The 23918-nt window shown below is 65.5% G+C and carries 21 protein-coding genes; 13 read left to right on the forward strand and 8 right to left on the reverse strand.

The window, feature by feature from the left end:
• The first annotated feature begins 23 nt into the window (after positions 1 to 23).
• Entirely contained in the window at positions 24 to 1112 is a 1089-nt protein-coding gene (locus ACSFA5_RS23965) for a GntR family transcriptional regulator (protein ID WP_435446532.1), read from the forward strand.
• 359 nt (positions 1113 to 1471) lie between these two features.
• Here ACSFA5_RS23965 and ACSFA5_RS23970 read toward each other — a convergent pair whose 3' ends face one another.
• Both ACSFA5_RS23970 and ACSFA5_RS23975 read right to left on the reverse strand, forming a co-directional pair.
• Positions 1472 to 1732: a hypothetical protein gene (locus ACSFA5_RS23970; protein ID WP_435446533.1), complete on the reverse strand. Its 261-nt coding sequence runs from the start codon at positions 1730 to 1732 to the stop codon at positions 1472 to 1474.
• A 301-nt stretch (positions 1733 to 2033) separates the two neighbouring features.
• Positions 2034 to 2600, reverse strand: a complete 567-nt coding sequence (locus ACSFA5_RS23975; RefSeq protein ID WP_435446534.1) for a TetR/AcrR family transcriptional regulator — start codon at positions 2598 to 2600, stop codon at positions 2034 to 2036.
• Between the two features lie 304 nt (positions 2601 to 2904).
• On the opposite strand from ACSFA5_RS23975, the gene ACSFA5_RS23980 reads away from it, so the two are divergent.
• The 9 genes from ACSFA5_RS23980 to ACSFA5_RS24020 all read left to right on the forward strand — a co-directional run bounded on the left by ACSFA5_RS23980 (position 2905) and on the right by ACSFA5_RS24020 (position 13094).
• Entirely contained in the window at positions 2905 to 3885 is a 981-nt protein-coding gene (locus ACSFA5_RS23980; RefSeq protein ID WP_435446535.1) for a VOC family protein, read from the forward strand.
• Positions 3886 to 3926: 41 nt separating this feature from the next.
• Positions 3927 to 5069 carry an FAD-dependent oxidoreductase gene (locus ACSFA5_RS23985; protein WP_435446536.1) on the forward strand — a complete coding sequence of 381 codons (1143 nt, stop codon included), beginning with the start codon at positions 3927 to 3929 and terminating at the stop codon, positions 5067 to 5069.
• A gap of 51 nt (positions 5070 to 5120) precedes the next feature.
• Positions 5121 to 6308, forward strand: a complete 1188-nt coding sequence (locus ACSFA5_RS23990; RefSeq protein ID WP_435446537.1) for an amino acid ABC transporter substrate-binding protein — start codon at positions 5121 to 5123, stop codon at positions 6306 to 6308.
• Positions 6309 to 6351: 43 nt separating this feature from the next.
• Positions 6352 to 7236, forward strand: coding sequence for a branched-chain amino acid ABC transporter permease (locus tag ACSFA5_RS23995; protein WP_435446538.1), 885 nt, complete (start codon positions 6352 to 6354; stop codon positions 7234 to 7236).
• Positions 7236 to 8195 (forward strand): branched-chain amino acid ABC transporter permease, encoded by a 960-nt coding sequence (locus ACSFA5_RS24000; RefSeq protein WP_435446539.1) that lies wholly within the window; start codon positions 7236 to 7238, stop codon positions 8193 to 8195. Before ACSFA5_RS23995 ends, ACSFA5_RS24000 begins: the two co-directional genes overlap by 1 nt.
• A complete protein-coding gene (locus tag ACSFA5_RS24005; RefSeq protein ID WP_435446540.1) occupies positions 8192 to 8935 on the forward strand; it encodes an ABC transporter ATP-binding protein in 744 nt (247 codons plus the stop codon). Before ACSFA5_RS24000 ends, ACSFA5_RS24005 begins: the two co-directional genes overlap by 4 nt.
• Positions 8919 to 9632: an ABC transporter ATP-binding protein gene (locus ACSFA5_RS24010; protein WP_435446541.1), complete on the forward strand. Its 714-nt coding sequence runs from the start codon at positions 8919 to 8921 to the stop codon at positions 9630 to 9632. The genes ACSFA5_RS24005 and ACSFA5_RS24010 overlap by 17 nt, the downstream gene beginning before the upstream one ends.
• On the forward strand, positions 9632 to 10495 hold the full coding sequence (locus ACSFA5_RS24015; RefSeq protein WP_435446542.1) for an alpha/beta hydrolase: 864 nt from the start codon (positions 9632 to 9634) through the stop codon (positions 10493 to 10495). The genes ACSFA5_RS24010 and ACSFA5_RS24015 overlap by 1 nt, the downstream gene beginning before the upstream one ends.
• 469 nt (positions 10496 to 10964) lie before the next feature.
• Positions 10965 to 13094, forward strand: a complete 2130-nt coding sequence (locus ACSFA5_RS24020) for a putative bifunctional diguanylate cyclase/phosphodiesterase (RefSeq protein WP_435446543.1) — start codon at positions 10965 to 10967, stop codon at positions 13092 to 13094.
• A gap of 15 nt (positions 13095 to 13109) precedes the next feature.
• On the opposite strand, the gene ACSFA5_RS24025 is transcribed toward ACSFA5_RS24020, so the two are convergent.
• The 3 genes from ACSFA5_RS24025 to ACSFA5_RS24035 are packed head-to-tail and all read right to left on the reverse strand — an operon-like array spanning position 13110 to position 18944.
• Positions 13110 to 16208, reverse strand: a complete 3099-nt coding sequence (locus ACSFA5_RS24025) for an efflux RND transporter permease subunit (protein ID WP_435446544.1) — start codon at positions 16206 to 16208, stop codon at positions 13110 to 13112.
• Between the two features lie 10 nt (positions 16209 to 16218).
• The gene (locus ACSFA5_RS24030) at positions 16219 to 17376 is read right to left on the reverse strand and encodes an efflux RND transporter periplasmic adaptor subunit (protein WP_435446545.1); all 1158 of its coding nucleotides are present in this window, start codon (positions 17374 to 17376) and stop codon (positions 16219 to 16221) included.
• Positions 17377 to 17429: 53 nt separating this feature from the next.
• The gene (locus ACSFA5_RS24035; protein WP_435446546.1) at positions 17430 to 18944 is read right to left on the reverse strand and encodes an efflux transporter outer membrane subunit; all 1515 of its coding nucleotides are present in this window, start codon (positions 18942 to 18944) and stop codon (positions 17430 to 17432) included.
• 354 nt (positions 18945 to 19298) lie between these two features.
• Here ACSFA5_RS24035 and ACSFA5_RS24040 point away from each other — a divergent pair, with 354 nt between their 5' ends.
• Positions 19299 to 19859, forward strand: coding sequence for a fasciclin domain-containing protein (locus ACSFA5_RS24040; RefSeq protein WP_435446547.1), 561 nt, complete (start codon positions 19299 to 19301; stop codon positions 19857 to 19859).
• 193 nt (positions 19860 to 20052) lie between these two features.
• Here the strand turns inward: ACSFA5_RS24040 and ACSFA5_RS24045 are convergent, their stop codons facing one another.
• The gene (locus ACSFA5_RS24045; protein WP_435446548.1) at positions 20053 to 20769 is read right to left on the reverse strand and encodes a LexA family protein; all 717 of its coding nucleotides are present in this window, start codon (positions 20767 to 20769) and stop codon (positions 20053 to 20055) included.
• Positions 20770 to 20837: 68 nt separating this feature from the next.
• Between ACSFA5_RS24045 and ACSFA5_RS24050 the strand changes: the two genes are divergently transcribed.
• Together ACSFA5_RS24050 and ACSFA5_RS24055 are read left to right on the forward strand one after the other, a co-directional pair.
• A complete protein-coding gene (locus ACSFA5_RS24050) occupies positions 20838 to 21068 on the forward strand; it encodes a helix-turn-helix domain-containing protein (protein WP_435446549.1) in 231 nt (76 codons plus the stop codon).
• A gap of 3 nt (positions 21069 to 21071) precedes the next feature.
• A complete protein-coding gene (locus ACSFA5_RS24055) occupies positions 21072 to 21305 on the forward strand; it encodes a hypothetical protein (protein ID WP_435446550.1) in 234 nt (77 codons plus the stop codon).
• Here ACSFA5_RS24055 and ACSFA5_RS24060 read toward each other — a convergent pair.
• Together ACSFA5_RS24060 and ACSFA5_RS24065 are read right to left on the reverse strand one after the other, a co-directional pair.
• On the reverse strand, positions 21256 to 21759 hold the full coding sequence (locus ACSFA5_RS24060; protein WP_435446551.1) for a hypothetical protein: 504 nt from the start codon (positions 21757 to 21759) through the stop codon (positions 21256 to 21258). The genes ACSFA5_RS24055 and ACSFA5_RS24060 overlap by 50 nt on opposite strands.
• Positions 21760 to 21777: 18 nt before the next feature.
• The gene (locus ACSFA5_RS24065) at positions 21778 to 23775 is read right to left on the reverse strand and encodes an ABC-F family ATP-binding cassette domain-containing protein (RefSeq protein WP_435446552.1); all 1998 of its coding nucleotides are present in this window, start codon (positions 23773 to 23775) and stop codon (positions 21778 to 21780) included.
• Between the last annotated feature and the right edge of the window lie 143 nt (positions 23776 to 23918).

Consider the following 23918-nt stretch of genomic DNA (forward strand, 5'->3'; position numbering starts at 1 on the left):
ATACCGTATGGTGTAATGTATTCATGCTCAATACACCTTCGGAACTTGAACGCTATCTGGGCGACCTGGCGCGCGACGCCCAACCCGGCGTGCGTGTACCGAGCATCCGCGACCTGATGCGCCGCTTCGGTGTGTCGCAAGCGATCGTGACCCGCGCCTTCGACGGCCTTCGCGACCGAGGCCTGATTTCGTCGGAGGTCGGGCGTGGCACCTTTTTCCACGCTGGCGAGGCCATGGCCGAGCGAAAAGCCGTCAAGCCACTGCCAGCCAGCCGTTCTGTCCTGCTGTTGCGCCGCACGATGGGCATCCAGCGCAGCCGGGTGCTCATTCAAGGTCTGCAACGGCGCTTCACCGATGCAGGGCACCGGGTGCTCGAGGTGTCGTACACCGATCCGGCGCATGCCCATGAAGTGCTGCGCGGGCTGCCATCGTTCGACGCCTGCCTGATCCAGTCGACCTTCGAGACCATCACCATCGGCATGCTCGCGACTTTGCGCGACAAGGCCACGGCGCTGGCGGTGGATGGCGCCGCGCTCACGGGGCTCGACGTGGACGCCGTCGGCATGGAGTGGGGCGAGCCGCTGGGCGCCGCGGCCCAGTTGCTGCAGCAACTGGGCCACCGGCAGATTGCGTATGCCACCACGACGCATCCGTTCCTGGCCAACCAATTGGGACTCAAGCGATGGGCGCAACTGGGCAAGGCCCAGCCCCAGCTGAATTTGCAGAACCTGCCTGTGCCCAAGCTGTCCCACGAAGACTACGAAGTCGCCTTGGTCGATCTCATCAAGGCCAAACTGGATGGCGAGGGGCGCCTGCCTTTCACGGCGATGGTCTGCTGGGGCATCGAAGACGGCAGGCGGTTCCGGGCCTTGTTGTCCGAGATTGGCGTCGACATCCCCACACAACTGAGCGTGGTGCTGCTCGGGCGCGCCGATCTTGAGAATGAGCACGCTGACTTCTTCGAGACCTTGGGTTGCAACGTTGCCGACCAGATCGATTTTCTGTATCGGGCGATCAACACGAGGTGGCAGGAGCCAGGTCGGCCGTATGTGCTCGAATTGATTCCCCTGGCCCACAAAGCGGGGCACTCGGTAGCCAGCCCCCAGCAGTGAAGTCAAATACTTGACGAGGTAAAAATGGCGACGCTTCAGGTCGTTCCCTGAGAAATCGCCGCTCGTTCGCGAGGCGCAACAAGACACAGCCCCACGCGTGTCTTTGAATGAGTGAAGCCAATGCACACAGCTGCAGCTGAACTGCCTAGTGCCGGCGATACGGACCTCTTGAAGACTTGGCCGTTCTCTTTTCAATGACGGCCAAGCCAGTGGATCAGTTCATCTTTTCCCGGTGGTCCATTCGACGGGGTCGCTCCAATACCGGGGCAGAATTCCATGAAAATCAACACCCGCACCTGCCAGCGCTGAACAGGCCGCCCAACCGCGTGTCTGATGCATCAATGTCGACAGTTTCATCGTCAATGAGCGTGGTCTGATGCGTGCCGCGCTTCGAATCGGGCGACCACTGCCAGCAAGTCACGTTCACAAGTTTCGGCGGCTTTCTTGTCGCGGAACTCCCCCCATTCATAGGAGCCAAGGGCAACTGAGGTGGCGCGGCCCGCTGCGCTGTGTCCCCGCGTTGCTTGTGTGAGCGCGAAGAGGAAATCAGTGTCTCGCCCGAACATGTCCAGAAGATACGCCGGCATCGGTACTTCCACTCGATAAGTGATGTCGATCACGAACGCCTCCTAACTTTGGTTTGTAGGGTGCAGTCTTCAACCCCTGTGCTGAACGTTGGCTTGGCGGGGTCGCCAGTGCAATCTATCAAAACTCCATGAATATGGAAATATAATTTTTGCTCATCCCGCACCGCGTGGCTGTTGTCTGCAAGCCGTAGATTTGTAATCACTGCATCATTGGTGCGGAAGCAAAAGGCACGGTGCGAGGATTGCCTTAAGGGGCTCGGCCTCGTCCCAAGCGCGGTGGCACGCGAGGCCGTAGTCACCGCAAGCGGTGCGTCCGGTATCTCGCGAACGGGCCTCAAGCGCGGGCTATCAGTCGACTGAAGAGGCGCGCTATTTCGTCGCTGCAAGCGGCACTGTGCGCCAGTCGCACGTTCATTGCGAATCCATCGAACGCCATGAGCACGACTCCTGCAAGCATGTCTCCTTGCTCCGCAGAGATGTCCAGGCAATCCCGAATCCATCCGGCGACGCGGGCTTGGAACAATTGACGCAGCTCCGGGCTGTAGTCACCGTTGCCGCTGCTGGTCGAGATAGCCTGCATCACGTTGTTGGTAAACCCGTTGTTCTCGCGAGGCAGATCCCGCCAAAGCGCGAGCAAGAGTTTGCGCAAACGCTCCTGCGGGTCGGTGATGCGACGCTGCGCGCGTTCCAGCTTGTCCAGCCTGCCTAACAGCCAGGGCGAGTACAGCTGAAAAAGAATGTCGATCTTCGACTGGAAATAGACGTAGACATTCGCAGTCGAAATGCCCGCCTCGCGTGCGATACCCGGTATTGACGTTTCACTGTAGCCGCTCTCGCTGAACAGGCGGAATGCCGCCTCGAGGATTGCGTCGCGAACCTCTTCCTTCTTGCGCTGAACCATGTGCACTTGCCTCTCTGGAGTCGTGGCGCCTCGTTCAAGGCCGGGGCGCCGATGCGCTGATTGTGCTCGGATTACCGGTTGAATTTTTTCCAATAATGAATGGTATTCGCTATTGACAGTCATGAGGCCGACTTCTAGAGTTCGCTTCTATCGCACCTCAGGGGAGGAAAAGCAAACCGTAGTCTGTGACGCCCCAACATGAATCGCGACTCATATGCAAGTCGCTCTGACTTGGTGCAACGACCTGTTAGTTGATCGATCACGAATCACTTGGCGCATCGCGCTACAAACGAAAAGGACCGACATGAACGATTCACCGGGCGCTTCGTATTTCGCACCCCGCCGCCTCGGCCACGTCAACCTGTGGGTGGACAGCATTCCGATGTCTGAGCACTTCTACAGCGAGGTGTGCGGCTTGAACGTGGAGTTCACCGAACCGGAACTGGTCGCCACTTTTCTGGGCACAGGCCACACGCCGCACGACCTCGGCATGATCCAGAAGACCAACGGTGTCGATCGCTACGGCAAGGACGGATTGCTGCAACTTCCGGGCACGATCGGTCTGCACGCCGGACTCAATCACCTGGCGTGGGAATTGGAAAACGAAGCGGACCTGGTCGCGGCGTTTCGCCGGCTCAAGCGCGATGGCGTACCCACGGACATCACGGTGGACCATCAGGTCGCGCACAGCGTCTACATGTTCGATCCCGACGGCAACTACAACGAGTTCTACTGCGACACTGTCAAGAATTGGCGCAACGTGCTGGGTGGACCCATGGCGCTGATCACCAGCCAATGGGACCCATTGACCGCAGAGGGCTTCGTCGAGGGCCGCTATGACCAGGACCCTGTGCTCCACACCCATCCGGCGGCGCCACTGCATCCCCGGCGCATCACGCATGCGGTGCTCGAGACGGCACGCATTGAGGAGATGACCGCCTTCTATACCGGCATCGGCGGTCTCCACGTGGTCGCACGCGACGAAGGCGTCGTCTATCTAGGTGCCTCGCTGGCTGCCTACGACCACCATCTGGTCCTCGTGCCCGCCCGCAACGCGCGCTACCACCACGCGAGCTTCGAGCTCTTCGACGAGGCCGCGCTGGACGCCGCCGTGGAGGCGCTGCACGCACGCGGCGTGGCGATTGCGCGCAGCGTCGATCTGCCATGGAAGCGCGCCATCTTCCTGCGCGATCCAGACGGCATCCGCAGCGAGTGGTACGTCAAGCGGCAGGCCGCGCGCCAACTGTCGGCGCGCGGCGATCTCGACATGGCCGACGCCATCTGACCACCCGACACCCTTCTTCAACCTTCCTGAAAGAAACGAACATGGGACTCAGCGCAATCATTTCCGGCGGTGGCATCGGTGGGCTGGCCACGGCCGCGGCGCTGGCCCAACGCGGTTGGGATGTCACGGTCTACGAGCGGCAAACAGCGCTGCGTGCCGCAGGCTCGGGCATCTATATCTGGGAAAACGGCCTGCGTGTGCTCGAAGCATTGGGTGCCTGCGAAGAGGCCACCGAAGGCGCCTTCCACGGCACGCATTTCGAACAGCGCGACAACCGCAACGCGATCATCGAATCGGCACCCATCGCATCCGACAAGCGTCTGCTGACCGTGCTGCGAAGCCGACTGCTGGGCGCATTGAAATCGGCCTGCGAACGTGCCGGCGTGCAGGTGGTCACCAATGTGGAGACCATCGGCGCGACGGCCCGCGGCGAACTGCTGCTGGCCAGCGGGCAGACCGTGCGCGCCGACCTGGCGGTGGGCGTCGACGGCATCTGGTCGCGCGTGCGCCAGAGCCTGGGCCTCGAACTGCTGCACGAGCAGACACGAGAGGGCGCCTTGCGCACGATGATCGCCTCGCACCCCGGCGACTTCGCTCCTGGCGATGCTGGCAAGTACATCGAGAACTGGAACGGCACGCGTCGCCTGCTCGTGACGCCGGTCAACAGCACGCAGATCTATCTCGCCCTGACGTGCCTGCATGACGACGAGGCGCGCAACTTGCCGTTGAACAAGACGCTGTGGACCGACGCCTTCCCGCAGTGGGCACACCTCATCGAGCGCATCGGCGACGTGGTGAGCTGGGGCGTCTACAGCGTCACGCGAAGCCGGGCCTGGTCCACCGGGCGCACGGCCATCGTCGGCGATGCCGCACACGCGCAACCCCCCAACCTCGGGCAAGGCGGCGGCATGGCGATGCAGAACGGCCTGGCGATGGCTGTTGCCCTGGAGCGCGTACACGATCCGCGTGACATCCCTGCTGCGCTGGAGGCGTGGGAGGCGACCGAGCGGCCCCTGACCGAGCACTGCCAGCGCTGGTCGATCCTGTACGGCGAAGTTGCCTGCCTGCCCGACGAGGTGCGCTCGCGCGTGATCCGTTCGGCCATGAGCGATGACTGGATCGCAGGGCAGGTGTTCAAGGCTGCCAACAGCTCACCCACCGGGACCCAGGCGCCCCTTGGCTGACAGTCCCCGGCAATCCGCCTGACCATATCCCTAGTTACTCAAGGACTTTCCATGATGAAGCTAATGAAGTATTTCCGGCTGGTCGTGACCGGCTTCTCGCTCGCTGCCGCTGCTGGCAGTTGGGCTGCCGAGCCGGTGCGCATCGGCATGAGCATGGCCAGGACCGGCGATTTCGCGGCGGCAGGCACCGGCCAGCTCAATGCTTACCAGCTGTGGGCCGAACAGGTGAACGCCGGCGGGGGCCTCGATGTGGCGGGCACCAAACGGCCGGTCGAACTGGTGGTCTACGACGATCAGTCCGACCCGGCGAAGGCCTCCGCCATCTACGAGAAGCTGATCACGAACGACAAGGTCGACCTGTTGCTGTCGCCGTGGGGGTCGCCGGCCCACTTCGCCATCGTCGGGGTGCTTGAGCGCTACAAGTTCCCGATGGTCGGCAGTTCTGCGGCCTCGTTGCAGATCCGCTCGATCAAGGCCAAAAATATCTGGTTCCCGACCTCGGCGATACCCGATGCGCTGGGCGGCGAGTTGGCGAAGATGATGCAGGCGCAAGGGGTGAAGACGGCAGCCGTCAGCACCATCCAGCTGCCATTTCCCCAGGAGATCAAGCGCTTCCTGGTTCCTGCCCTGGAGAAGGCCGGCATCAAGGTGGTCTTCAACCAGGAATACGCCCCGGGCATCAAGGACATGACCGCGAGCCTGGTCGCCATCAAGAGTGCCGCACCCGATGCGGTCGTCTCGCTGTCCTATCCGCAGGACTCCATGCTCTACATGAAGCAGGCGCGCGAGCAGAACATCCAGGCACCGTTCCAGTTCGTGGCCGTCGGCCCGAGCATCGCGTTTTTCTCGAAGATGTTCGGCGCCAACCTCGACGGCATTGTCACGCTGGGCCACTGGTCGCCCAACCAGAAGGCATGGCCGAAAGCCAGGCCTTTCTTCGACGCCTACAAGGCGAAGTACGGCGAAGCACCCGACTACCTCGACGTGGCGCTCGCCTGGGAGTCGGCCGAGATCCTGCAGCAAGCCGTCGCCAAGGCCGGGCTGGACAAGGACAAGCTGCGCACCGCCCTCTCGACCGGCACCTTCGACACCATCGACGGACCGGTCGCCTTCGACGGTGTGCAGAATCGACTGACCCCCACGATGTTCCTGCAGTTCCAGCAAGGCAGCGGACAGATCGTGTATCCGGCTGCACAGCAGACGGCGCCCTTCGCGCCGAAGACCGGCTGGCAGAAGTAGGTCGCGCAAGGACGTACCCGAACCCGCAGCCGGAAAGAAACCCATGGCGCAGCTGCTTGCTCCCGAACTTCTCCTGGCGGCGTTGATGCTGGCATCGACGTACGCACTCGTGGCGCTGGGCCTGAACCTCATCTACGGCGCCATGAGGCTTCTCAACGTGGCGCATGGCGACATGATGGTGCTGGGCGGCTACGTGGCCTGGAGCGGCTTCGCGCTGCTCGGCGTGAGCCCATTGCTGGGCCTCTTCGGCGCCATGCTGCTGGCGGCGGGGCTGGGCATGGCCTGCTACACGCTGTGCTTCAAGCGACTGGTGCGCAACACGGCCATTGCGGCCCGGCTCGAAGCCAACTCGCTGCTGATCTTCTTCGGGGTGTCCATCATCCTGCAGAACCTGATGTCGCTGGTCTTCACCGCCGATGCACGCAGCTACAGCTACATGGACGCGCTGGTGCAGTGGGGCAGCGTGTCCGTCGCCCTCAACCGGCTGGTCATCCTGGGCATCAGTGCGGGCGTGACGATCGCGGTGTTGTGCTTTCTGCGCTTCGGCGTCTTCGGCATGGCGATCCGCGCACTGATCCAGCAACGCGACGCGGCTTCGCTGGTCGGCATCAATGCCGACCGCGTCAATGTCGTCGTGTTCTGCCTGGGCTTTGCGCTGGCAGGGCTGGCCGGGGCGCTCATCAGCATGACCGAAAGCGTGACGCCCTTCGGGGGCTTCCCCTACACGATCGCGGCTTTCGTGGTCGTGATCCTCGGCGGCTTGGGATCGCTGGGTGGCGCGGTGGCCGGCAGCCTGCTGCTGGCGGTCGTCGAGGTCTACGGCGTGGCGCTCACTTCGGCGGCCTACCGTTCCATCCTTGTCTACGGACTGTTCATTCTCATCCTGTTCGTGCGGCCGCAAGGTCTGTTCGGACGGAGGTCGACCTGATGACAACAATTCCTTTATCGTCTTGCGGCAAGGCCGGCTGGGCCGCCGCCGTGTCGCTCACCGGCATGGCGGCCCTGTCGCCGCTGGTCTTCGGCGCCTACGGTGTGGGCGTGCTCACCCAGTTGTGCGCCTGGATCGCGCTGACCGGCAGTTGGGTCGCGTTCTCGGGCATGACGGGCTACATCTCGCTCGGGCACGCCGTGTTCTTCGGGCTGGGTGCCTACATCATGGCCCTGGGCTGGCAGCAGATTCCGGTCGTGGCTATCCTGCCGCTGGCCGGTGTGGCCGCCGCCGCGCTCGCATTGGTGGTCGGTTTTCCGGCACTGCGTGTGCGCGGTCCCTATTTCGTGATCCTCACGCTGGGCATCTCCGAGTTCCTCAAGTACGTCGTGGTTGCCATCGAGGCGTCGCTGGGCGCGAGCGGCCGACTGCTGATCGACACGCCCGACACCGTCGTCCTGTTCTATCCGATGCTGGGCCTCGCGCTCGCGGCCACGGGCATCAACGTGTTGCTGACACGGTCGCGATTCGGTGCGGCATTGCGCGCCGTGCGGGAAGACGAAACGGCGGCGGCCACCGTGGGCGTGCCCATCGCGCGCGTGAAGATTCTCGCGTTCGCGCTGTCGGCCGTAATTCCCGCGATGGTCGGCGCGCTCAGCGTGTTGCGCAGCACGTACTTCGAGCCGATGCAGTTGTTCAGCCCGACCACCTCGTTCACCATCGTGACGATGGCGATCATCGGCGGCAGCGACCGTCCTGCAGGCCCCGTCATGGGCGCTGCGTTCATCTTGGTCCTCGGCGAACTGCTGTGGGCGCGCGCACCGCAGACCTACATGATCCTGCTGGGCGTGCTGCTCATCGGCTTCGTGCTGCTGGCGCCTTCAGGGCTGGCCGGTTTGCTGGCCGGGCGGCGCCCGACGTGGCTGAAGCGCAAGGTGCGCGCAGGGAGGCCCGCATGAGCCTGCTGTCGGTGCGCAACGTCACACGCCGCTACGGCGGCAACCTGGCCGTGAACGAGGTGAGCTTCGACGTCATGCCGGGCGAGATCCTGGGCGTGATGGGTGCGAATGGCGCGGGCAAGACCACGCTGTTCAGCATGATTGCCGGCAATGTCAAACCGTCTTCGGGGCAGATCCTGCTGGCGGGGCAGGCCATCCAGGGATGGCCGCCGGAGCAGATCAACGCCTTGGGCGTGGCGCGCACCTTCCAGATCGTGCGCCCCTTCGCGGGCATGACCGTGCTGGAGAACGTGGCGGTCGCAGCGATGTATGGCCGCGGCCGCATTGCTTCACCTGCCCGGGCACGCGAGCGCGCGTCGGCGTTGCTGCGCGAGACCGGACTGTCCGATCGCGCCGACCTGCCTGCGGCACAGCTCAACCTGGCGTGCCGCAAGCGGCTGGAGATCGCGCGTGCACTGGCGACCCAGCCCCGGTTGTTGCTGCTCGACGAAGTGCTCGCCGGCCTTAACGCCACCGAAGTCGGCGCCGCGCTCGATTTGATCCGCGACGTGCAGCAGCGCTACAAACTGAGCATCGTCATCATCGAACACGTCATGAAAGCGCTCATGCGCCTGAGCGATCGCATCGTGGTCATGCACGAAGGACGCAAGGTGGTCGAGGGCTTGCCCGCCGAAGTGGCCAACGATCCGCGCGTGATCAAGGCCTACCTGGGAGAACGCCGCCATGTCGATCATGCTTGAGGCCCTCGGCGCCTGTGCCGGTTATGGCGAGATCCAGGTGCTCGAACACGTCGATGTGGCCATCCCCGCGGGATCGATCACGGCCGTCATCGGCAGCAATGGCGCGGGCAAGTCGACACTGATGCGATCGCTGGCCGGCTTGCTGCGATTGCAGGCTGGCGCCGTCCGCTTCAACGGTCAAGATGTGACTGCCCGGCTGGCGCACGAACGCGTCAACGACGGGATCGCATTGGTGCCGGAAGGGCGCCTGGTGTTTCCCGATTTCACGGTGGCCGAGACCTTGCGCATCGGTGCATTCCTGCCCCGGGTCCGCAAGGGCTGGCAGGAACGCGTGGCTCGCATGTACGAACTGTTCCCGCGGCTGCAGGAGCGCCGGACGACGCGCGCGGGGCTGCTGTCCGGCGGCGAGCAGCAAATGCTCGCATTGGCGCGTGGCCTGATGTCGATGCCGCGCGTGCTTCTGCTGGACGAGCCCAGCCTGGGGCTGGCGCCGGCCATGGCCGACGAGGTGTTCGCCGCGCTCCGGTCCATCAGAGCGCAGGGCGTGACCATCGGCATGGTCGAGCAGAACGTCTATGCGGCGCTGTCGATCGCCGATTCGGCCTATGTGATGGAGGACGGGCGGGTCGTGCGTCACGCACCGTCCTGCGACCTGATCGACGACCCGATGATCCGCCAAGCCTACCTGGGGCTGTGATGGGCAAGGCCACGCTCTACCGGCAGTTCACCAGCCAGGCCGAGATCGACGCCGAGTACGACCCCGCGATCCGACTGCCCGATCCGGGCGTCTATCAGCGCCACTACGCCCAAAAGAGCCGCCTGGCCCGCGAAAGCCTGCCTTGCACGCTCGACGTTCCTTTTGGGTCGACGCTCGCTGAAACGCTGGACATCTTTCCTGCAGCCAAAGCGAACGCGCCGGTGTTCGTCTTCATCCATGGCGGCTACTGGCGGGCGTTCTCTGCGCGGGATTTCAGTGGCGTCGCACTGGGGTTGCATGCGCTGGGCATCACGACCGTCGTGGTGAACTATGCGCTCGCACCGTGGGTGGGCATCGACGAGATCACGCGTCAGACCCGCGCCTCGCTGGCATGGGTGTTGCGAAACATCGAACGCCATGGCGGCGACCCGGAACGCGTTGCCATCGGGGGGCATTCGGCCGGCGCGCATCTGGCGGCCATGGCGCTGCAGACACCGTGGCAGGCCGACTACGGCATCGCCGACGACCCGTTCAAGGCGGCCGTGCTGGTGAGCGGACTCTATGACTTGCAGCCGCTTCGCTACAGCTACCTGCAGCCGCAAATCCAGCTCGATGACGGAGTGGTGCGACGCAACTCGCCGCTGTTCACGAATCGTGCGTGTCGCACACCGGCGTTGCTGAGTTGGGGGGCTGAAGAAAGCGCGGAGTTTGGGCGCCAATCGTCAGCGTTCCATCACGCGTGGTCCGATGTAGGCAATCGATCGGTACTCGAATCGCAGGCCGGTTGCAATCACTACTCCGCCATCTTCGGATTCGAAAACCCCGAAAGTGCGCTCTGTCGTTGGGTTGTAGAGTGTCTTTGAATTGACGCAAGGGTCAGAGATCGGCGGAATCCAACATGCTCGGCGCCTGTGGGTGCGGCGGTCGAAAACTTAAGTGGCTTGCGGGTCATCGCAGCTTCCTCCATCAACTCGAACCCAGCGGGCCCAGTTATCAAAAAGTTGGCAAAAGGTGGCAAACAGATCGCACTTGGGGGCCATCGACAACCCCTGGAGGTGAATTTGAATTTACGCGCTAACTTGTTGTCGCGCTTGGGTTTTTGTCGGCGCTTGCCGGCATATTTCGGCGAATGTCGTCACATGTCGGATGCCTTAGAATGGCAGCGATACTTACTTTCGACCCGTTGGTCACTGGTTCGAATCCAGTACGTCCTACCACGAATCCTTTGTGGAATATCAGAAGCCAGCTGTCTCTTCGATAGCTGGCTTTTTTCTGGGGATAAATCCGGATTGGCACGCGGCCCGCTGCGCGCGCTCAAGTGTCATTTGCGCAGTGAATACCTCTCCCGCCTTCTTGCCCTCGCACTACAACCTGTGGGTTGTCGCCGCGTCTCTTCTTCTCGCGACCCTCGCTTCGTATGTGGCACTGGACCTGTCGCGCCGGGTCCGGCATGCCAGCGGAAAGCCGCACCTGCTGTGGTGGGGCATCGGGTCGCTGGCCATGGGCACGGGCATCTGGTCGATGCATTTCGTCGGCATGCTGGGTTTCACGCTGCCCATCGCGCTGGGCTTCTCGGGTGCCACGACGCTGACCTCATGGGTGGCCGCCGTCACGGCATCCGGCATTGCGCTGTGGGTGGCCAGCGAGGCGAACTACAGCCTTCGGCGCATCGCCATCGCCTCCCTGGCCATGGCCGTCGGCATCTGCGGCATGCACTACATCGGCATGGCCGCGCTGGACATGTCGCCGCCCATCGTCTGGCACGTGCCGACCGTGCTGGCGTCGCTGCTGATCGGCCTGGGCGCCTCGGCCGCGGCGCTGTTCATCTTCAAGTACCTTGGCGAGGTCCACAACACCCATCGCGTGGCCTTCCAGCTGCTGGCCGCGGTGGTCATGGGCATTGCGATCTGCGGCATGCACTACACCGCCATGGCGGCGGCGAACTTCCCGGCAGATTCCGTCTGCCGCAGCGCCGATGCGCTGTACGGCTCGGGGCTCACCGCCATCGTCGTGCTGGCGTCGGGCCTGCTGCTGCTGGGCACGCTGTTCACATCGATCCTGGAGTCGCGGCTGCAGCAGGTCGCCAGGCGCCTGTCGCGCTCGCTCGAGGAAGCCAATGCCGAGCTGACCCAGGCCAACCGCGAGTTGCAGAAGCGCGCCTTCACCGATGCACTGACCGGGCTGCCCAACCGGGTGCTGTTCGAGGACCGGCTTCGGCACGCGCTGCTGCGCATGGAGCGGGCCAACCTGCATCAGGTGGAGGAGCGCATTGCCGTGCTCTTCGTCGACCTCGACGGCTTCAAGCCGATCAACGATTCCTTCGGCCATGCGGCCGGTGACCAGATCCTGCGCGCCGCCGCAGAGCGGCTCGCCGAGACCACGCGAGAAAGCGACACCGTCGCGCGCATCGGGGGCGACGAGTTCTTGCTGCTGCTCGAAGGCGTGCACGACCGCGCGGAATGCGCACAGGCCGCCAACCGCGTGCTGCGTGCGCTCGGCCAGCCGTTCAGCGTGCTCGGCAAGCAGTTGCAGATCGCGTGCTCGATCGGCATCGTGCTGCATCCGGAGCAGGGCGAGCCCGACAAGCTCGTGGCCAACGCCGATGCCGCCATGTACGAAGCCAAGCGCGCGGGCGGCGGCAACTACGTCATGTTCGAATCGCACATGGGCGCCGATGCCGCCAAGCAATTGCAGCTGCAGAGCGACCTGCGCCGGGCGGTCGAGCTCAAGCAGTTCGAGCTTTACTACCAGCCCAAGATCAAGGGCGTGGGCGACACCCTCAGCGGCGTGGAGGCGCTGGTGCGCTGGAACCACCCCCAGCACGGCCTGATCGGCCCCACCGAGTTCATCGGGCTGGCGGAGCGATTCGGTCTCATCGTGCGCCTGGGCGACTGGATTCTCGATGAAGCCTGCCGCCAGATCGCGCAGTGGCGGGCGCAAGACATCTGGATGTGCGTGGCGGTCAACCTGTCGGTCATGCAGCTGCGCGAGATCGATTTCGTCGCACGCGTCGAGCAGACGCTGGCAAGGCACGAGGTGCCTGCCTCGTTGCTGCTGTGCGAGATCACCGAGTCGGTCGCCATGGAAGACATCAAGGCGACCCAACGCACCTTCGAGGGGCTGGCGCGCGTGGGCGTGTTCCTGTCGATCGACGATTTCGGCACGGGCTATTCCAGCCTGAGCCATCTGCGCAAGCTGCCGGCGCGCCAGGTGAAGATCGATCGCAGCTTCGTGCAGGACCTGCAGACCAAGGACGACGCGCGCGCCGTGGTGGACGCCGTCATTCGCCTGGCCCATGCGCTGGGGCTGAGCGTGGTGGCCGAGGGCGTGGAGAACGAGGCGCAGCGCGACATCCTGCTCGCCATGGGGTGCGACGAACTGCAGGGCTTTTTCTTTTCGCGCCCCTTGCCCGCGGGCGCCTTGCTCGAGTGGTTCTCCAAGCGCGAAGGCGCCGCGGGCTGAGGCGGCGGCGAGGCTTCAGGCCTCGGGCGCCACGCTCCCCGGCAATGCAGGCGCCGGCGAAGGAGCGGATACAGGCGCCACCCCGTCGCCGCTTTCTTCCTTCTGATGCCGCGCCGCGATGGCCAGGTACATCGCCGGCACCACGAACAGCGTGAACAGCGTGCCGATCGACAGCCCGCTGAAGATCACGATGCCCATCGCCTTGCGACCGGCCGCACCGGCACCCGAGGCAATGACGAGCGGCAGCACGCCGAACACCATGGCCGCGGTGGTCATCAAGATGGGCCGCAGCCGGGTGCCCGCCGCCTCGACGATTGCGTCGAGCTTGCTCAGGCCCTGCTTCTGCAGCCGGTTGGCCACCTCGACGATCAGGATGCCGTGCTTGCTGATGAGCCCCATCAGCGTCACCAGCCCCACCTGCGTGTAGATGTTCATCGAGGCGAAGCCCCAGAAGATGAAGATCATGGCGCCGAACAGGGCGAGCGGCACCGACACCAAAATGACCACCGGGTCGCGAAAGCTCTCGAACTGCGCGGCCAGCGCCAGGAACACGATGATCAGCGCGAACAGGAAGGTGACGGCGAAGTTGCCCGACTCCTGCACGAACTGGCGCGACTGGCCCGAGTAGTCGACCGTGTAGCCGCTGGGCGCAAGCTGCTGCACCACCCCGCGCAGGTACTCCAGCGTCTCGCCCTGCGTGCCGCTGGGCACGCCCTGAATGGTCACCGAGTTGAGCTGCTGGAAGTGGTTGACCGTTTCGGGCTGCACCGTGTATTTGAGGCTGGCCACGGTGCTTGCGGGCACCACGCCGTTCGGTGTCTTGATGTAGAAGTTGAGCACGTCCGACGGGTTCAGCCGGTCGACCTGCTGCACCTGCGGAATCACCTTGTACGAGCGGCCCGAGATGGAAAAGTAGTTGACGTAGCCGCCGCCCAGCGCCGCGCCCAGCGCGTTGCCCACATCCTGCTGGGTGATGCCCAGCGTGGCGATCTTGTCGCGGTCGACCACCACCGTGGCCTGCGGCAGGTCGATCTTGAGGTCGGCGTCGATGTAGTAGAACTTGCCGTCCGCACGCGCCTTGTCCATGATCTGCTGCGCCAGCGTGTTCAGGTTCTCGAAGGGCTCGGTCGTCTTGATCACGAACTGCACCGGCAGGCCCGAGGCGCCCGGCAGCGCCGGGAACTGGAAGGCGACGACCTTGGCGCCCGCAATGCCGTTCCAGCGCTTCTGCAGGTCGGTCTGGATGTCGTGCGCGCTGCGCGTGCGCTGGTCCCAGGGCTTGAGCAGCACGCCGGCAATGCCCGCGTTGGTGCTGGGCACGCCGGTCAGCTGAAACAGCTGTGCGTACTCGGGCGTGTCGTGCGCGACCTTGAAGATCTGGTCGGCATAGGTCTGCATCTGGTTGATGGTGGCCGTGGGCGCGCCCACCACCTGCGACAGCACGATGCCCTGGTCTTCCTCGGGCGCGAGCTCGGACTTCGACATCTTGAACATCACGAACAGCAGCGCCACCAGGATGGCGCCCATCACCAGCATCACCGGCCAGGTCTTGAGCACCCCGCGCAGGATGAGCTGGTAGCGCCGGTGCACGCGCTCGAAGGTGTGCTCGATGAAGGTCGCGAACTTGCCGCTGTCCTGCTCGGGCTTGAAGAAGCGCGAGCACATCATGGGCGACAGCGTGAGCGCGACGATGCCCGACACCACCACCGAGCCCGCGAGCGTGAACGCGAATTCGGTGAAGAGAGAGCCGGTGAGCCCGCCCTGGAAGCCGATGGGCACGTACACCGCCACCAGCACCACGGTCATCGCCAGGATGGGCCCGCCCAGCTCGCGCGCAGCCAGCAGCGAGGCCTGCATGGGCGACTTGCCCTCGCGCATGTGCCGGTCGACGTTCTCCACCACGATGATGGCGTCGTCCACCACCAGCCCGATCGCCAGCACCAGCGCCAGCAGCGTGAGCAGATTGATGGAATAGCCCAGCACCAGCATCACGAAGAAGGTGCCGATGAGCGACAGCGGCATCGCAATGACGGGCACCAGCACCGCGCGCAAGCTGCCCAGGAACAGGTAGATCACGATCGTGACGATCACCAGCGCCTCGACCAGCGTCTTGATCACTTCGCTGATGGACGTGTTGATGAAGTCGGTCGAGTCGTAGACGATCTTGCCGGTCAGGCCCGTGGGCAGCTGCGACTGCAGGTCGGGGAAGGTGGTGCGCACCTGCTTGGCCACGTCCAGGATGTTGGCCTCGGGCGCGACCTTGATGCCGATGAACACCGAGCGCACGCCGTTGAAGGCCACGTTGAAGTCGTAGTTCTCCGAACCCAGCGTGACGTTGGCCACGTCCTGCAGCCGCACGATCGCGCCGTTGCTGCTTTTCACCGACAGCTGCTTGAACTCGTCCACGCTGTGCAGCGACGTGCCGGCCGTGAGCGGCACGCTCACCATCTGGCCCTTGCTGGTGCCCACCGCGGCCAGGTAGTTGTTGGCGCTGAGCGCGGCGCTCACGTCGGTGGCGGTCACGCCGTAGGCGGCCATCTTCTGCGCGTCGAGCCAGGCCCGCAGCGCGAAGGTGCGCGCACCCAGAATTTCAGCCGTCTGCACCCCCGCAATGGCGTTGAGCTTGGGCTGCACCACGCGCACCAGGAAGTCGGTCACGTTGTTGTTGGGCAGCGTGTCGCTGTAGAAGCCGATGTACATCGCATCGGTGGTCTGGCCCGTGGCCACCGTGAGCACCGGCTGCTGCGCCTGCGGCGGCAGTTGGTTGCGCACGGAATTGACCTGCGTGTTGATCTCGGTCAGCGCGCGGTTGGAGTCGTAGTTCAGCCGCAGCGTGGCGGTGATGGTCGACACGCCCAGGCTGCTCGAGGAAGACAGGTAGTCGATGCCCTGCGCCTGCGACACGGCCGCCTCCAGCGGCTGCGTGATGAAGCCCGCGACCGTGGCCGCGTCCGCGCCGTAGTAGGCCGTACTGATGGTGACCACGCCGTTCTCGGTCTTGGGGTACTGGTTGACCGGCAGGCCGGACAGCGCGCGCAGCCCCAGCACCACGATCAGCAGGCTCACCACCATCGCCAGCACGGGCCGGCGGATGAAGATGTCGGTGAAGTTCATGCGGCGGGCCTCACTTTTCCTGCGGCTTCGGGTTCGGGTCGTTGGTCGGCTGCACGCTGTTGTCCACCGTGACGGGCGTGCCGTTCTTCAGCTTGTTCTGCCCGCTGCTCACCACCACCTGGCCGGCTTGCAGGCCCTTGACGATGGAGATCTGGTCGCCGCGCGTCGGGCCGGTCTCGATGAAGACCTGCTCGGCGACGAGCTGCGGCTTGCCTTGTGCATCGGTGGCTGGCGCCGGGGCCGGCGTTCCCGCGGCACCGGGGGCACCAGGCTTGGGCGGCTCGGCCTGCTTCACAACGTACACCGTCGAGCCGTACGGGTTGTAGGTCACGGCGGTGGAAGGCAGCGTGAGCCGTTCCTGCGAGCCGCCGATGTCGATCTTCACGTTCGCGAACATGCCCGGCAGCAGCACCTGCTTCGGGTTGGCGATGGTGGCCTCGACCTGCACGTTGCGCGTGGCCGAATCGACCTTGGGGCTGATCGCGTTGATCTTTCCGCTGAAAGTCTGCTCGGGGAAGGTGTCGACCGACAGGTTCACCACCTGGCCGACCGCGAGGCCCGCGAGCTGCTGCTGCGGCAGCGAGAAGTCGACGTAGATCGGGTCGAGCGTCTGCAGCGTGACCAGCTTGTCGCCCGCATTCACGTACTGGCCCGGGTTGAGCGCCGAAATGCCCAGGCGGCCCGCGAAGGGCGCGCGGATCGACTTCTTCGCCACCACCGCGGCCTGCTGCTCGACCTGCGCGCGCTTGGCCTTGAGGTCGTTGGTGTCGGCGTCGATCTGCGCCTGGGCCACGGCCTGCACCGCCAACTGCGCCTGGTCGCGCTTGAGCACGGTGGCGGCCTGCGCGGCGGCGGCTTCGGCGGAGTGCAGCAGGGCGATGTCGGAGTCGGCGTTGAGCTCCACCAGCAGCGCGCCGGCCTTCACGTCCTGGCCCGACTTGAAGTGCACGGCGCGCACCAGGCCCGCCACTTCGGTGCTGAGGTCGGCGCCGCGCACCGGGTTCAGCGTGCCGACCGCGGTGAACTGCGACTGCCACTGCAGCTTCTGCACCTCGACCGTCGACACGGTTTGCGCGCCCGGCTTGGGCACGGCCGCAATCAGCGCACGGATCTGCAGGAACTTGCCGAGCGCAAGCACGGCGACCAGCAGCAGAACGCAGCCGATCATGATGATCATTCTCCGGGTCATAGGTAGGCTTTTCTTGGAGTGATGGAGGGTGGTCAGTTGCTGGCCGCGGGCTGGCCGGGCAGGGCGGGCTGTGCCGGTGCGATCACCGCATCGGCCAGCGCACCGCGGTTCCACCAGCCGCCGCCCAGCGCCTGGAACAGCGCTGCCGTGTCCGCATAGCGCGCAGCCTGCGCCTGCACCAGCGCGGTGTGCGTCTGCAGCCAGCCCTGCTGCACGGTGAGCAGCGTCACGTAGCTCACCGCACCGGCGCGGAACTGGGCGGTCGACAGGTCGAGCGATTGCCGGGCCAGCGACTCGGCCGTGGCCTGGGTCTGCAGCGCGGTGGCATCGAGCTCGAGCGCGCGCAGGGCATCGGCCACGTTCTGGAACGCGCCCAGCACGGTGTTGCGGTACTGCGCCGCCGCCGAGTCGTAGGCCGCGACCGCCGCGCGCTGCTGTGCGCGCAGCGCGCCGCCGTTAAAGATCGGCTGGGTGAGCCCGGCGCCGATGCTCCACAGCGTGGTCGGGCCGGTGAACAGGTCGCGTGCGCGCAGTGCGTTGTTGCCGTAGCTGCCGCTCAGCTGGACCTGCGGATACAGGTTGGCCGTGGCCACGCCGATCGCCGCGCTGGCCTGGTGCAACTGCGCCTCGCTGGCGCGCACGTCGGGCCGCTGGCGGGCGAGCTCGGAGGGCAGCGACAGCGGCAGGGCTTCAGGCAGCGAGAGGCTTGCCATGTCGAACTCGGGCAGGCCCGCCTCGGACGGCAGGCGCCCCGCGAACACCGAAAGCTGATGGCGCGTCTGCGCCAGCGCCTTCTGGATGGGCGGCAGCGTGGCCGTGGTTTGCGCGACCTGCGTGCGCTGCTGCAGCACGATCGATTTGGAGATGGCGCCGGTGTCGAACTGTTTTTCGATCACGTTGAGCTGCTCGCGCTGGGCCTGCAGCACTTCGAGCGCGGCCTGCAGTTGCGCGCGCAGCGACGCCTCGCGGATGGCCGTGGTCACGAGGTTCGACGTGAGCGTGAGGTACACGGCCTCGACCTGGTAGCGCTGCGCCTCCACGGCGGCCTGCGCACCCTCGATCTGGCGGCGCGAGCCGCCGAACACGTCGAGGTTGTAGCTGACGTTGACCGACGCGTTGTACAGCGTGAGCAACTGGCCGCCCGGCACCTGCGAGGTGATTTCGGATGCGCGTTCGCGCTGCGCGCCGAGCTGCGCCGAGACCTGCGGCCACAGCAGGTTGCCCGACCTGGCGTCGTAGGTGGCTTCGGCCTGCCGCAGCGCGGCCTGTGCCGAGGCCAGCGTGGGGCTCTGCGCGAGCGAGGCGCGGATCAACTGGTCGAGCGGCTCGGAACGGAACACGTCCCACCACTGCGCGGGAATGTCGCGGCCCGGCAGCAGCGTTTGCGCCTGGCCGCCTGGCACGTCGGCCTGCGCGGTGCGCGCAGGCACGGGCGAGGGGGTGTAGTCGGCGCCCTGCGCGGCCGACGGCAGGCCGGGCGTCTTGAAGTCGGGGCCGACCGCGCAGGCGCTCAGCAACAGGACGGCACCGAGCGCCGCGCCCTGCATGGCCCCGGGGATCCCCGAGGCAGGCCACCCTCGTCGTCGGCCCGTGGGGGCTGCGCGCGGCGAAAAGGGTGAATCCTCCAACGCGTTGTGGTGTCGATGTGGCATGGGGCAGCGGTTGTACACCCGGAACGGCCCGGGCACCTGACTTGTTTCTGAATGTCGTCGCGACGGTCCCGCACCGCGAGCGCGATGAGACGAAATTGGTATTACATGGCGCGAAGTGCGTCGGCGCGGCGCGAAGCGTGGCCGCGTTTTTCTTTTTGCCGAGGCCGAATCTGTTCCGCGCGGCCCCCCGTATTGATTGCAGCCGCTGCCATTTCGCGGTGGTTCATTCATTCATCAGGAGCAATTTCCATGCAGAGCAAACTTCACCGCATCGCCGCCGTCTCTCTCGCCGTCGCGCTGTCCGCAGGGGCCTTCTCGGCCATGGCGGCTTCCGTGATGGTGGGCGGTGCGCCGATGCTGCCGACCAAGGACATCATCGACAACGCCGTGAACTCGAAGGACCACACCACGCTGGTCGCCGCCGTGAAGGCCGCGGGCCTGGTCGACACGCTCAAGGGCCCGGGTCCGTTCACCGTGTTCGCGCCGACCAACGCCGCCTTCGCCGCGCTGCCTGCCGGCACGGTGGACACGCTGCTCAAGCCCGAGAGCAAGGACGCCCTGACCGGCGTGCTGACCTACCACGTGGTGTCGGGCAAGCTCGACGCGGCGGAACTCAAGAAGGAAATCAAGGCCGGCAAGGGCTCTGCCGAACTGAAGACCGTGGCCGGCGGCGTGCTGGTGGCCAAGGAAAAGGGCGGCAAGATCACGCTCACCGACGAAAAGGGCGGCACCGCCACGGTGACGATCGCCAATGTGTACCAGTCGAACGGCGTGATCCACGTGGTCGACAAGGTGCTGCTGCCCAAGTGATCGTGTCTTGCCTTCTCTTGCAGGCTCACCAAAAAAACAGCCCGCGGTAAGGCGGGCTGGAAGGTGACCTGCTGGAGGAGGGAGGATCAGAGAGTGCAGGCCACAGGGAGAGACATGACTATCTCTGGTGAACCTGCACACAACCTGACCTCGCTGGAATCTTGTCCCGAAAGACGATGGACCCGGTCTTCGCTCAGTCCTCGTCTTCCCACTTGCCCACGACGGTGCCGAGCACGGTGAACGCCGCGCGGATCGGCTCGTGCCTCGGGTTCAGCGGCAGCAGCCAGCGCTTGCCGTCTTCGTGCTTGAACACCTTGCAGGTCACCTCGCCGGTGTCGTCGAGCCTCGCGATGACGCGCTCACCGTCCTCGGGCGTCTTCAATTGCGTGTCGACGAACACGAGCGACCGCGCCGGATAGCTCTTCAACTGGCCGCTGCTCGCGGTCATGCTGTTGCCGCGCATGCGCAGCGCGTAGGTGTCCAGGCTGTGGTGCGCGATGCAGGGAATCCAACGCTCGGGCTGCCCCTGCTGCGACGACGGTCGCTCGCCCCAGTGGGCGGCGTCTTCCCATGTGATCAGCGGCACGGTGCCCGGCGTGCTCGGATTGAACGACGGGCTCATGGGCGGTGAATGGGTCACGCGGTAAGGCCCGGGTGGCTCGTTGACGAGGTGCAGCGTTCTGCGGATCTGGTTCTGGTCCCAGGGCGCGGGTCCGTCGCCGGTGTCCAGCCAGTTCGGATCGGCGCGGTAGGCCCGCGCCAAGGCCAGCACGCTCATCGATCGGCTGGTGTCTCCACGCTCGATCTTCGAAATGCTGGACTGCTTGACGCCGGAAGCGGCCTCGGCTTCCTTTTGGGTCATCTTGGCGAATTTACGCGCGGCCAGGGCGCGGCTTGCAATGGTCTCCATGGCCGAGATTTAAGCCCAGATGAATATTCTGTGCAGACTCTAGAATATTAAAAAAAGGGAGTAAAGCCATGAAGCCACGCGAGTTGGTACAGGCGTTGAGGGCCATGGGGCTCACGCAGAAGCAGATCGAGCAGAAAACCGGAATTCCACAACCGACGGTCAGCAAGATCGGCCTGGGGCGGGTAAACGACGTGATGTCGCGCCACTACCTGGCGTTGCTGGCCGCCTACGAGCAGCAGCTGAAAGAAGAGGCGGTGCGTCCGGCGCCCGTCTTCCATGTTCCCTTGCCCCATGACTGAGGCGTGCATGAACCTCGGTTGTCGGGCCTGTGGCTCGACCGCGCCTTGTGCGCATTGCTGGCGTCGCTGTCCCTCGCGGGGCTGATCTACGGGCTGGCGGCGGGGCGGCCAGCCATCGCCGGAGGTGGCTGCTTCGGCCTGGCCGGTGCCGCGTGGGCGGCGCAGGTGCTGTTCGACCGCGAGGCGCTCAGGCGCTCGCGTGCGGTTCGGGCGGCGCGAGGGCGAGCGTGGCGCTGACCCGCACGCAGTCCTTGATGTGCTGCTCGCCCAGCGCGCGCAGGGCCGCATAGCCCAGCGCGGCCGAAATCAGCTGCCCCGCAAAGGGCACGTACTTGGTCGCCTGCTTGGCGGTGAGACGCACGCCCGCGTGCTTGGCCAGGCGGATCAGCAGGTCGCGCGTGACCAGCCGTCCGACCAGCAGGGCGCCCACCGTGGTGGCTGCCTTCTGGATGCGCTCGCGCTGGTGCGGCGCGAGCTTTTCGACCTGGGTGACCGAGAGCCCGAATTCGGCGCTGATCTGCGGCACCAGCCGCGACAGCAGCGCCGCGTCGGCCGCCCAGTCGATGCCGGGCAGCGGCACGGCGCTGGCCGCAGCCGCCATCAGGGCCTTGCGCCCGATCAGGCGGCGGCTGCGCAGCACGGCGGCGATGAGTTTTTCATCGCCCCCGGCGAGTTCGATGGAAGACGGCATCCGGTGCCCTTTTCAGTGTCAGGCGGCCAGCGCTTCCAGCTGGTCCGACAGGGCCAGCCAGCGCTCTTCGAGGCGGCCGATTTCGTCGTTGAGGGCCTTCAGCCGCTTGCCCGCTTCGGCAATCTCGGCGGAAGGCAGCGGCTGGCTCATGCGCGCCTCGAGCGCGGCGCGCTCGGTGGCGGCCGACGCCATGCGTTCGTCGATCTGGGCGATTTCGCGCTTGATCGGCTTGGCCTGCTCGTTGCGCTGCTGGCGCTCCTGTGCGTCCTGCTTGCGCTGCTGCGGGGCAGCGGGCGCGGGCGCCGCCACCGGCGCGGCGGCTGCCGCGGCGGCGGTGCTGATCGCCTCGCGCGTCGCGACCTTGGCCTCTTCGCGCATGCGCTTGGCCTCGTCGAGCAGGTAGCGCTGGTAGTCGTCCAGGTCGCCGTCGAAGTCGGCCACGACGCCGCGGCCCACAAGCCAGAACTCGTCGCACACCGAGCGCAGCAGCGCGCGGTCATGGCTCACCAGCATCAGCGTGCCTTCGAATTCGTTGAGCGCCACGGCAAGGGCTTCGCGGGTGGCGAGGTCCAGGTGGTTGGTGGGTTCGTCCAGCAGCAGCAGGTTGGGGCGCTGCCACACCATCATCGCGAGCACGAGGCGGGCCTTTTCGCCGCCGCTCATGGTGCCCACGGGCTGCTTGACCATGTCGCCGCTGAAGTTGAAGCTGCCCAGGTAGCCGCGCAGTGCCTGCTCGCCGGTGGCTTCCTTCACGGCGCTGCCCATTTCCCGGGCCATGCGCACCATGTGTTCGAGCGGGTTGTCCTGCGGGCGCAGCACGTCGAGCTCCTGCTGGGCGAAGTAGCCGATGTTCAGTCCCTTGCCCTCCGTAACCTCGCCGGCCAGCGCGCCCATTTCGCGCGCAATGGTCTTCACCAGCGTCGACTTGCCCTGGCCGTTGGCGCCCAGGATGCCGATGCGCTGGCCCGCCAGCACCGAGCGGCTGACGCCGCGCAGGATGGTCTTGGGCGCGGCGTCTTCAATTTCGTAGCCGAAGCTCGCGTTGCTGATCGACAGCATCGGGTTGGGAATGTTGCCCGGCTCCTTGAACTCGAACGTGAAGTCGGCCTCCGCCAGCAACGGCGCCACCTTCTCCATGCGCTCCAGCGCCTTCACGCGGCTTTGCGCCTGCTTGGCCTTGCTGGCCTTGGCCTTGAAGCGGTCGATGAACTTCTGCAGGTGGGCGATCTTGTCCTGCTGCTTGCTGAAGGCGGTTTGCTGCAGCGCCATCTGCTCGGCGCGCAGGGTCTCGAAGGCGCTGTAGTTGCCGCCGTAGCGCGTGAGCTGGGCGTTGGCGATGTGCAGGGTGACGTCGGTCACGGCGTCGAGAAACTCGCGGTCGTGGCTGATGACGATCATGGTGCCGGCGTACTTCTGCAGCCAGGCTTCCAGCCAGACCAGCGCGTCCAGGTCCAAGTGGTTGGTGGGCTCGTCGAGCAGCAGCAGGTCGCTCGGGCACATCAGCGCGCGGGCCAGCTGCAGGCGCATGCGCCAGCCGCCCGAAAAGCTGTTGACTGCGCCGTCGAGCTCGTTCGACTTGAAGCCCAGCCCCAGGATCAGCGCCTGCGCGCGCGGCACGGCGTCGTGCTCGCCGGCATCGGCCAGGTCGGTGTAGGCATGGGCCAGTTCCATGCCGATGTCCGCGTCGTCGGGGTTTTCGGTGTAGGCCGCCTCGATGGCCGCCAGCGTGGCGCGCAGCTCGGTCAGGCGGGTGTCGCCGCCCACCACGAAGTCGGTGGCCGACTCGTCGGTTTCGGGCATGTCCTGCGCCACCTGGGCCATGCGCCACTGCTTGGGCACGTAGAAGTCGCCGCCGTCTTCGTGCAGCGAGCCGTTGAACAGCGCGAACAGCGAGGACTTGCCGGCACCGTTGCGCCCCACGAGTCCGACCTTTTCGCCGGGGTTGAGGTTGACGGTGGCGCCGTCGAGGAGTTTCTTGGCGCTGCGGCGAAGAATGACGTTTTTGAGAGTGATCATGAAAGAGGAACCGTAGGGGCGATTATCCCGCCCGGCCCTTGAGTCCCGGCGAAAAGGGACAAAGGCGCGGGGACATCGCCCGATAACTGGGGATCGCGGCCAAGGGCCGCGAAAACGCGACTGAAGGGGCTTGGGCAGGCGCC

Origin of the sequence: Variovorax monticola (assembly GCF_051216855.1) — a bacterium.
In the GTDB taxonomy this organism is placed as follows: domain Bacteria; phylum Pseudomonadota; class Gammaproteobacteria; order Burkholderiales; family Burkholderiaceae_C; genus Variovorax.

Coding starts and splice junctions, on each gene's coding strand:
- ACSFA5_RS24040 (WP_435446547.1), top strand. CDS start 19,299: ATGCAGAGCAAACTTCACCGCATCGCCGCCGTCTCTCTCGCCGTCGCG.
- ACSFA5_RS24030 (WP_435446545.1), bottom strand. CDS start 17,376: ATGATCGGCTGCGTTCTGCTGCTGGTCGCCGTGCTTGCGCTCGGCAAG.
- ACSFA5_RS23980 (WP_435446535.1), top strand. CDS start 2,905: ATGAACGATTCACCGGGCGCTTCGTATTTCGCACCCCGCCGCCTCGGC.
- ACSFA5_RS24025 (WP_435446544.1), bottom strand. CDS start 16,208: ATGAACTTCACCGACATCTTCATCCGCCGGCCCGTGCTGGCGATGGTG.
- ACSFA5_RS24010 (WP_435446541.1), top strand. CDS start 8,919: ATGTCGATCATGCTTGAGGCCCTCGGCGCCTGTGCCGGTTATGGCGAG.
- ACSFA5_RS24035 (WP_435446546.1), bottom strand. CDS start 18,944: ATGCAGGGCGCGGCGCTCGGTGCCGTCCTGTTGCTGAGCGCCTGCGCG.
- ACSFA5_RS23985 (WP_435446536.1), top strand. CDS start 3,927: ATGGGACTCAGCGCAATCATTTCCGGCGGTGGCATCGGTGGGCTGGCC.
- ACSFA5_RS24005 (WP_435446540.1), top strand. CDS start 8,192: ATGAGCCTGCTGTCGGTGCGCAACGTCACACGCCGCTACGGCGGCAAC.
- ACSFA5_RS24000 (WP_435446539.1), top strand. CDS start 7,236: ATGACAACAATTCCTTTATCGTCTTGCGGCAAGGCCGGCTGGGCCGCC.
- ACSFA5_RS23975 (WP_435446534.1), bottom strand. CDS start 2,600: ATGGTTCAGCGCAAGAAGGAAGAGGTTCGCGACGCAATCCTCGAGGCG.
- ACSFA5_RS24060 (WP_435446551.1), bottom strand. CDS start 21,759: ATGCCGTCTTCCATCGAACTCGCCGGGGGCGATGAAAAACTCATCGCC.
- ACSFA5_RS24015 (WP_435446542.1), top strand. CDS start 9,632: ATGGGCAAGGCCACGCTCTACCGGCAGTTCACCAGCCAGGCCGAGATC.
- ACSFA5_RS23965 (WP_435446532.1), top strand. CDS start 24: ATGCTCAATACACCTTCGGAACTTGAACGCTATCTGGGCGACCTGGCG.
- ACSFA5_RS24065 (WP_435446552.1), bottom strand. CDS start 23,775: ATGATCACTCTCAAAAACGTCATTCTTCGCCGCAGCGCCAAGAAACTC.
- ACSFA5_RS23995 (WP_435446538.1), top strand. CDS start 6,352: ATGGCGCAGCTGCTTGCTCCCGAACTTCTCCTGGCGGCGTTGATGCTG.
- ACSFA5_RS24045 (WP_435446548.1), bottom strand. CDS start 20,769: ATGGAGACCATTGCAAGCCGCGCCCTGGCCGCGCGTAAATTCGCCAAG.
- ACSFA5_RS23990 (WP_435446537.1), top strand. CDS start 5,121: ATGATGAAGCTAATGAAGTATTTCCGGCTGGTCGTGACCGGCTTCTCG.
- ACSFA5_RS24050 (WP_435446549.1), top strand. CDS start 20,838: ATGAAGCCACGCGAGTTGGTACAGGCGTTGAGGGCCATGGGGCTCACG.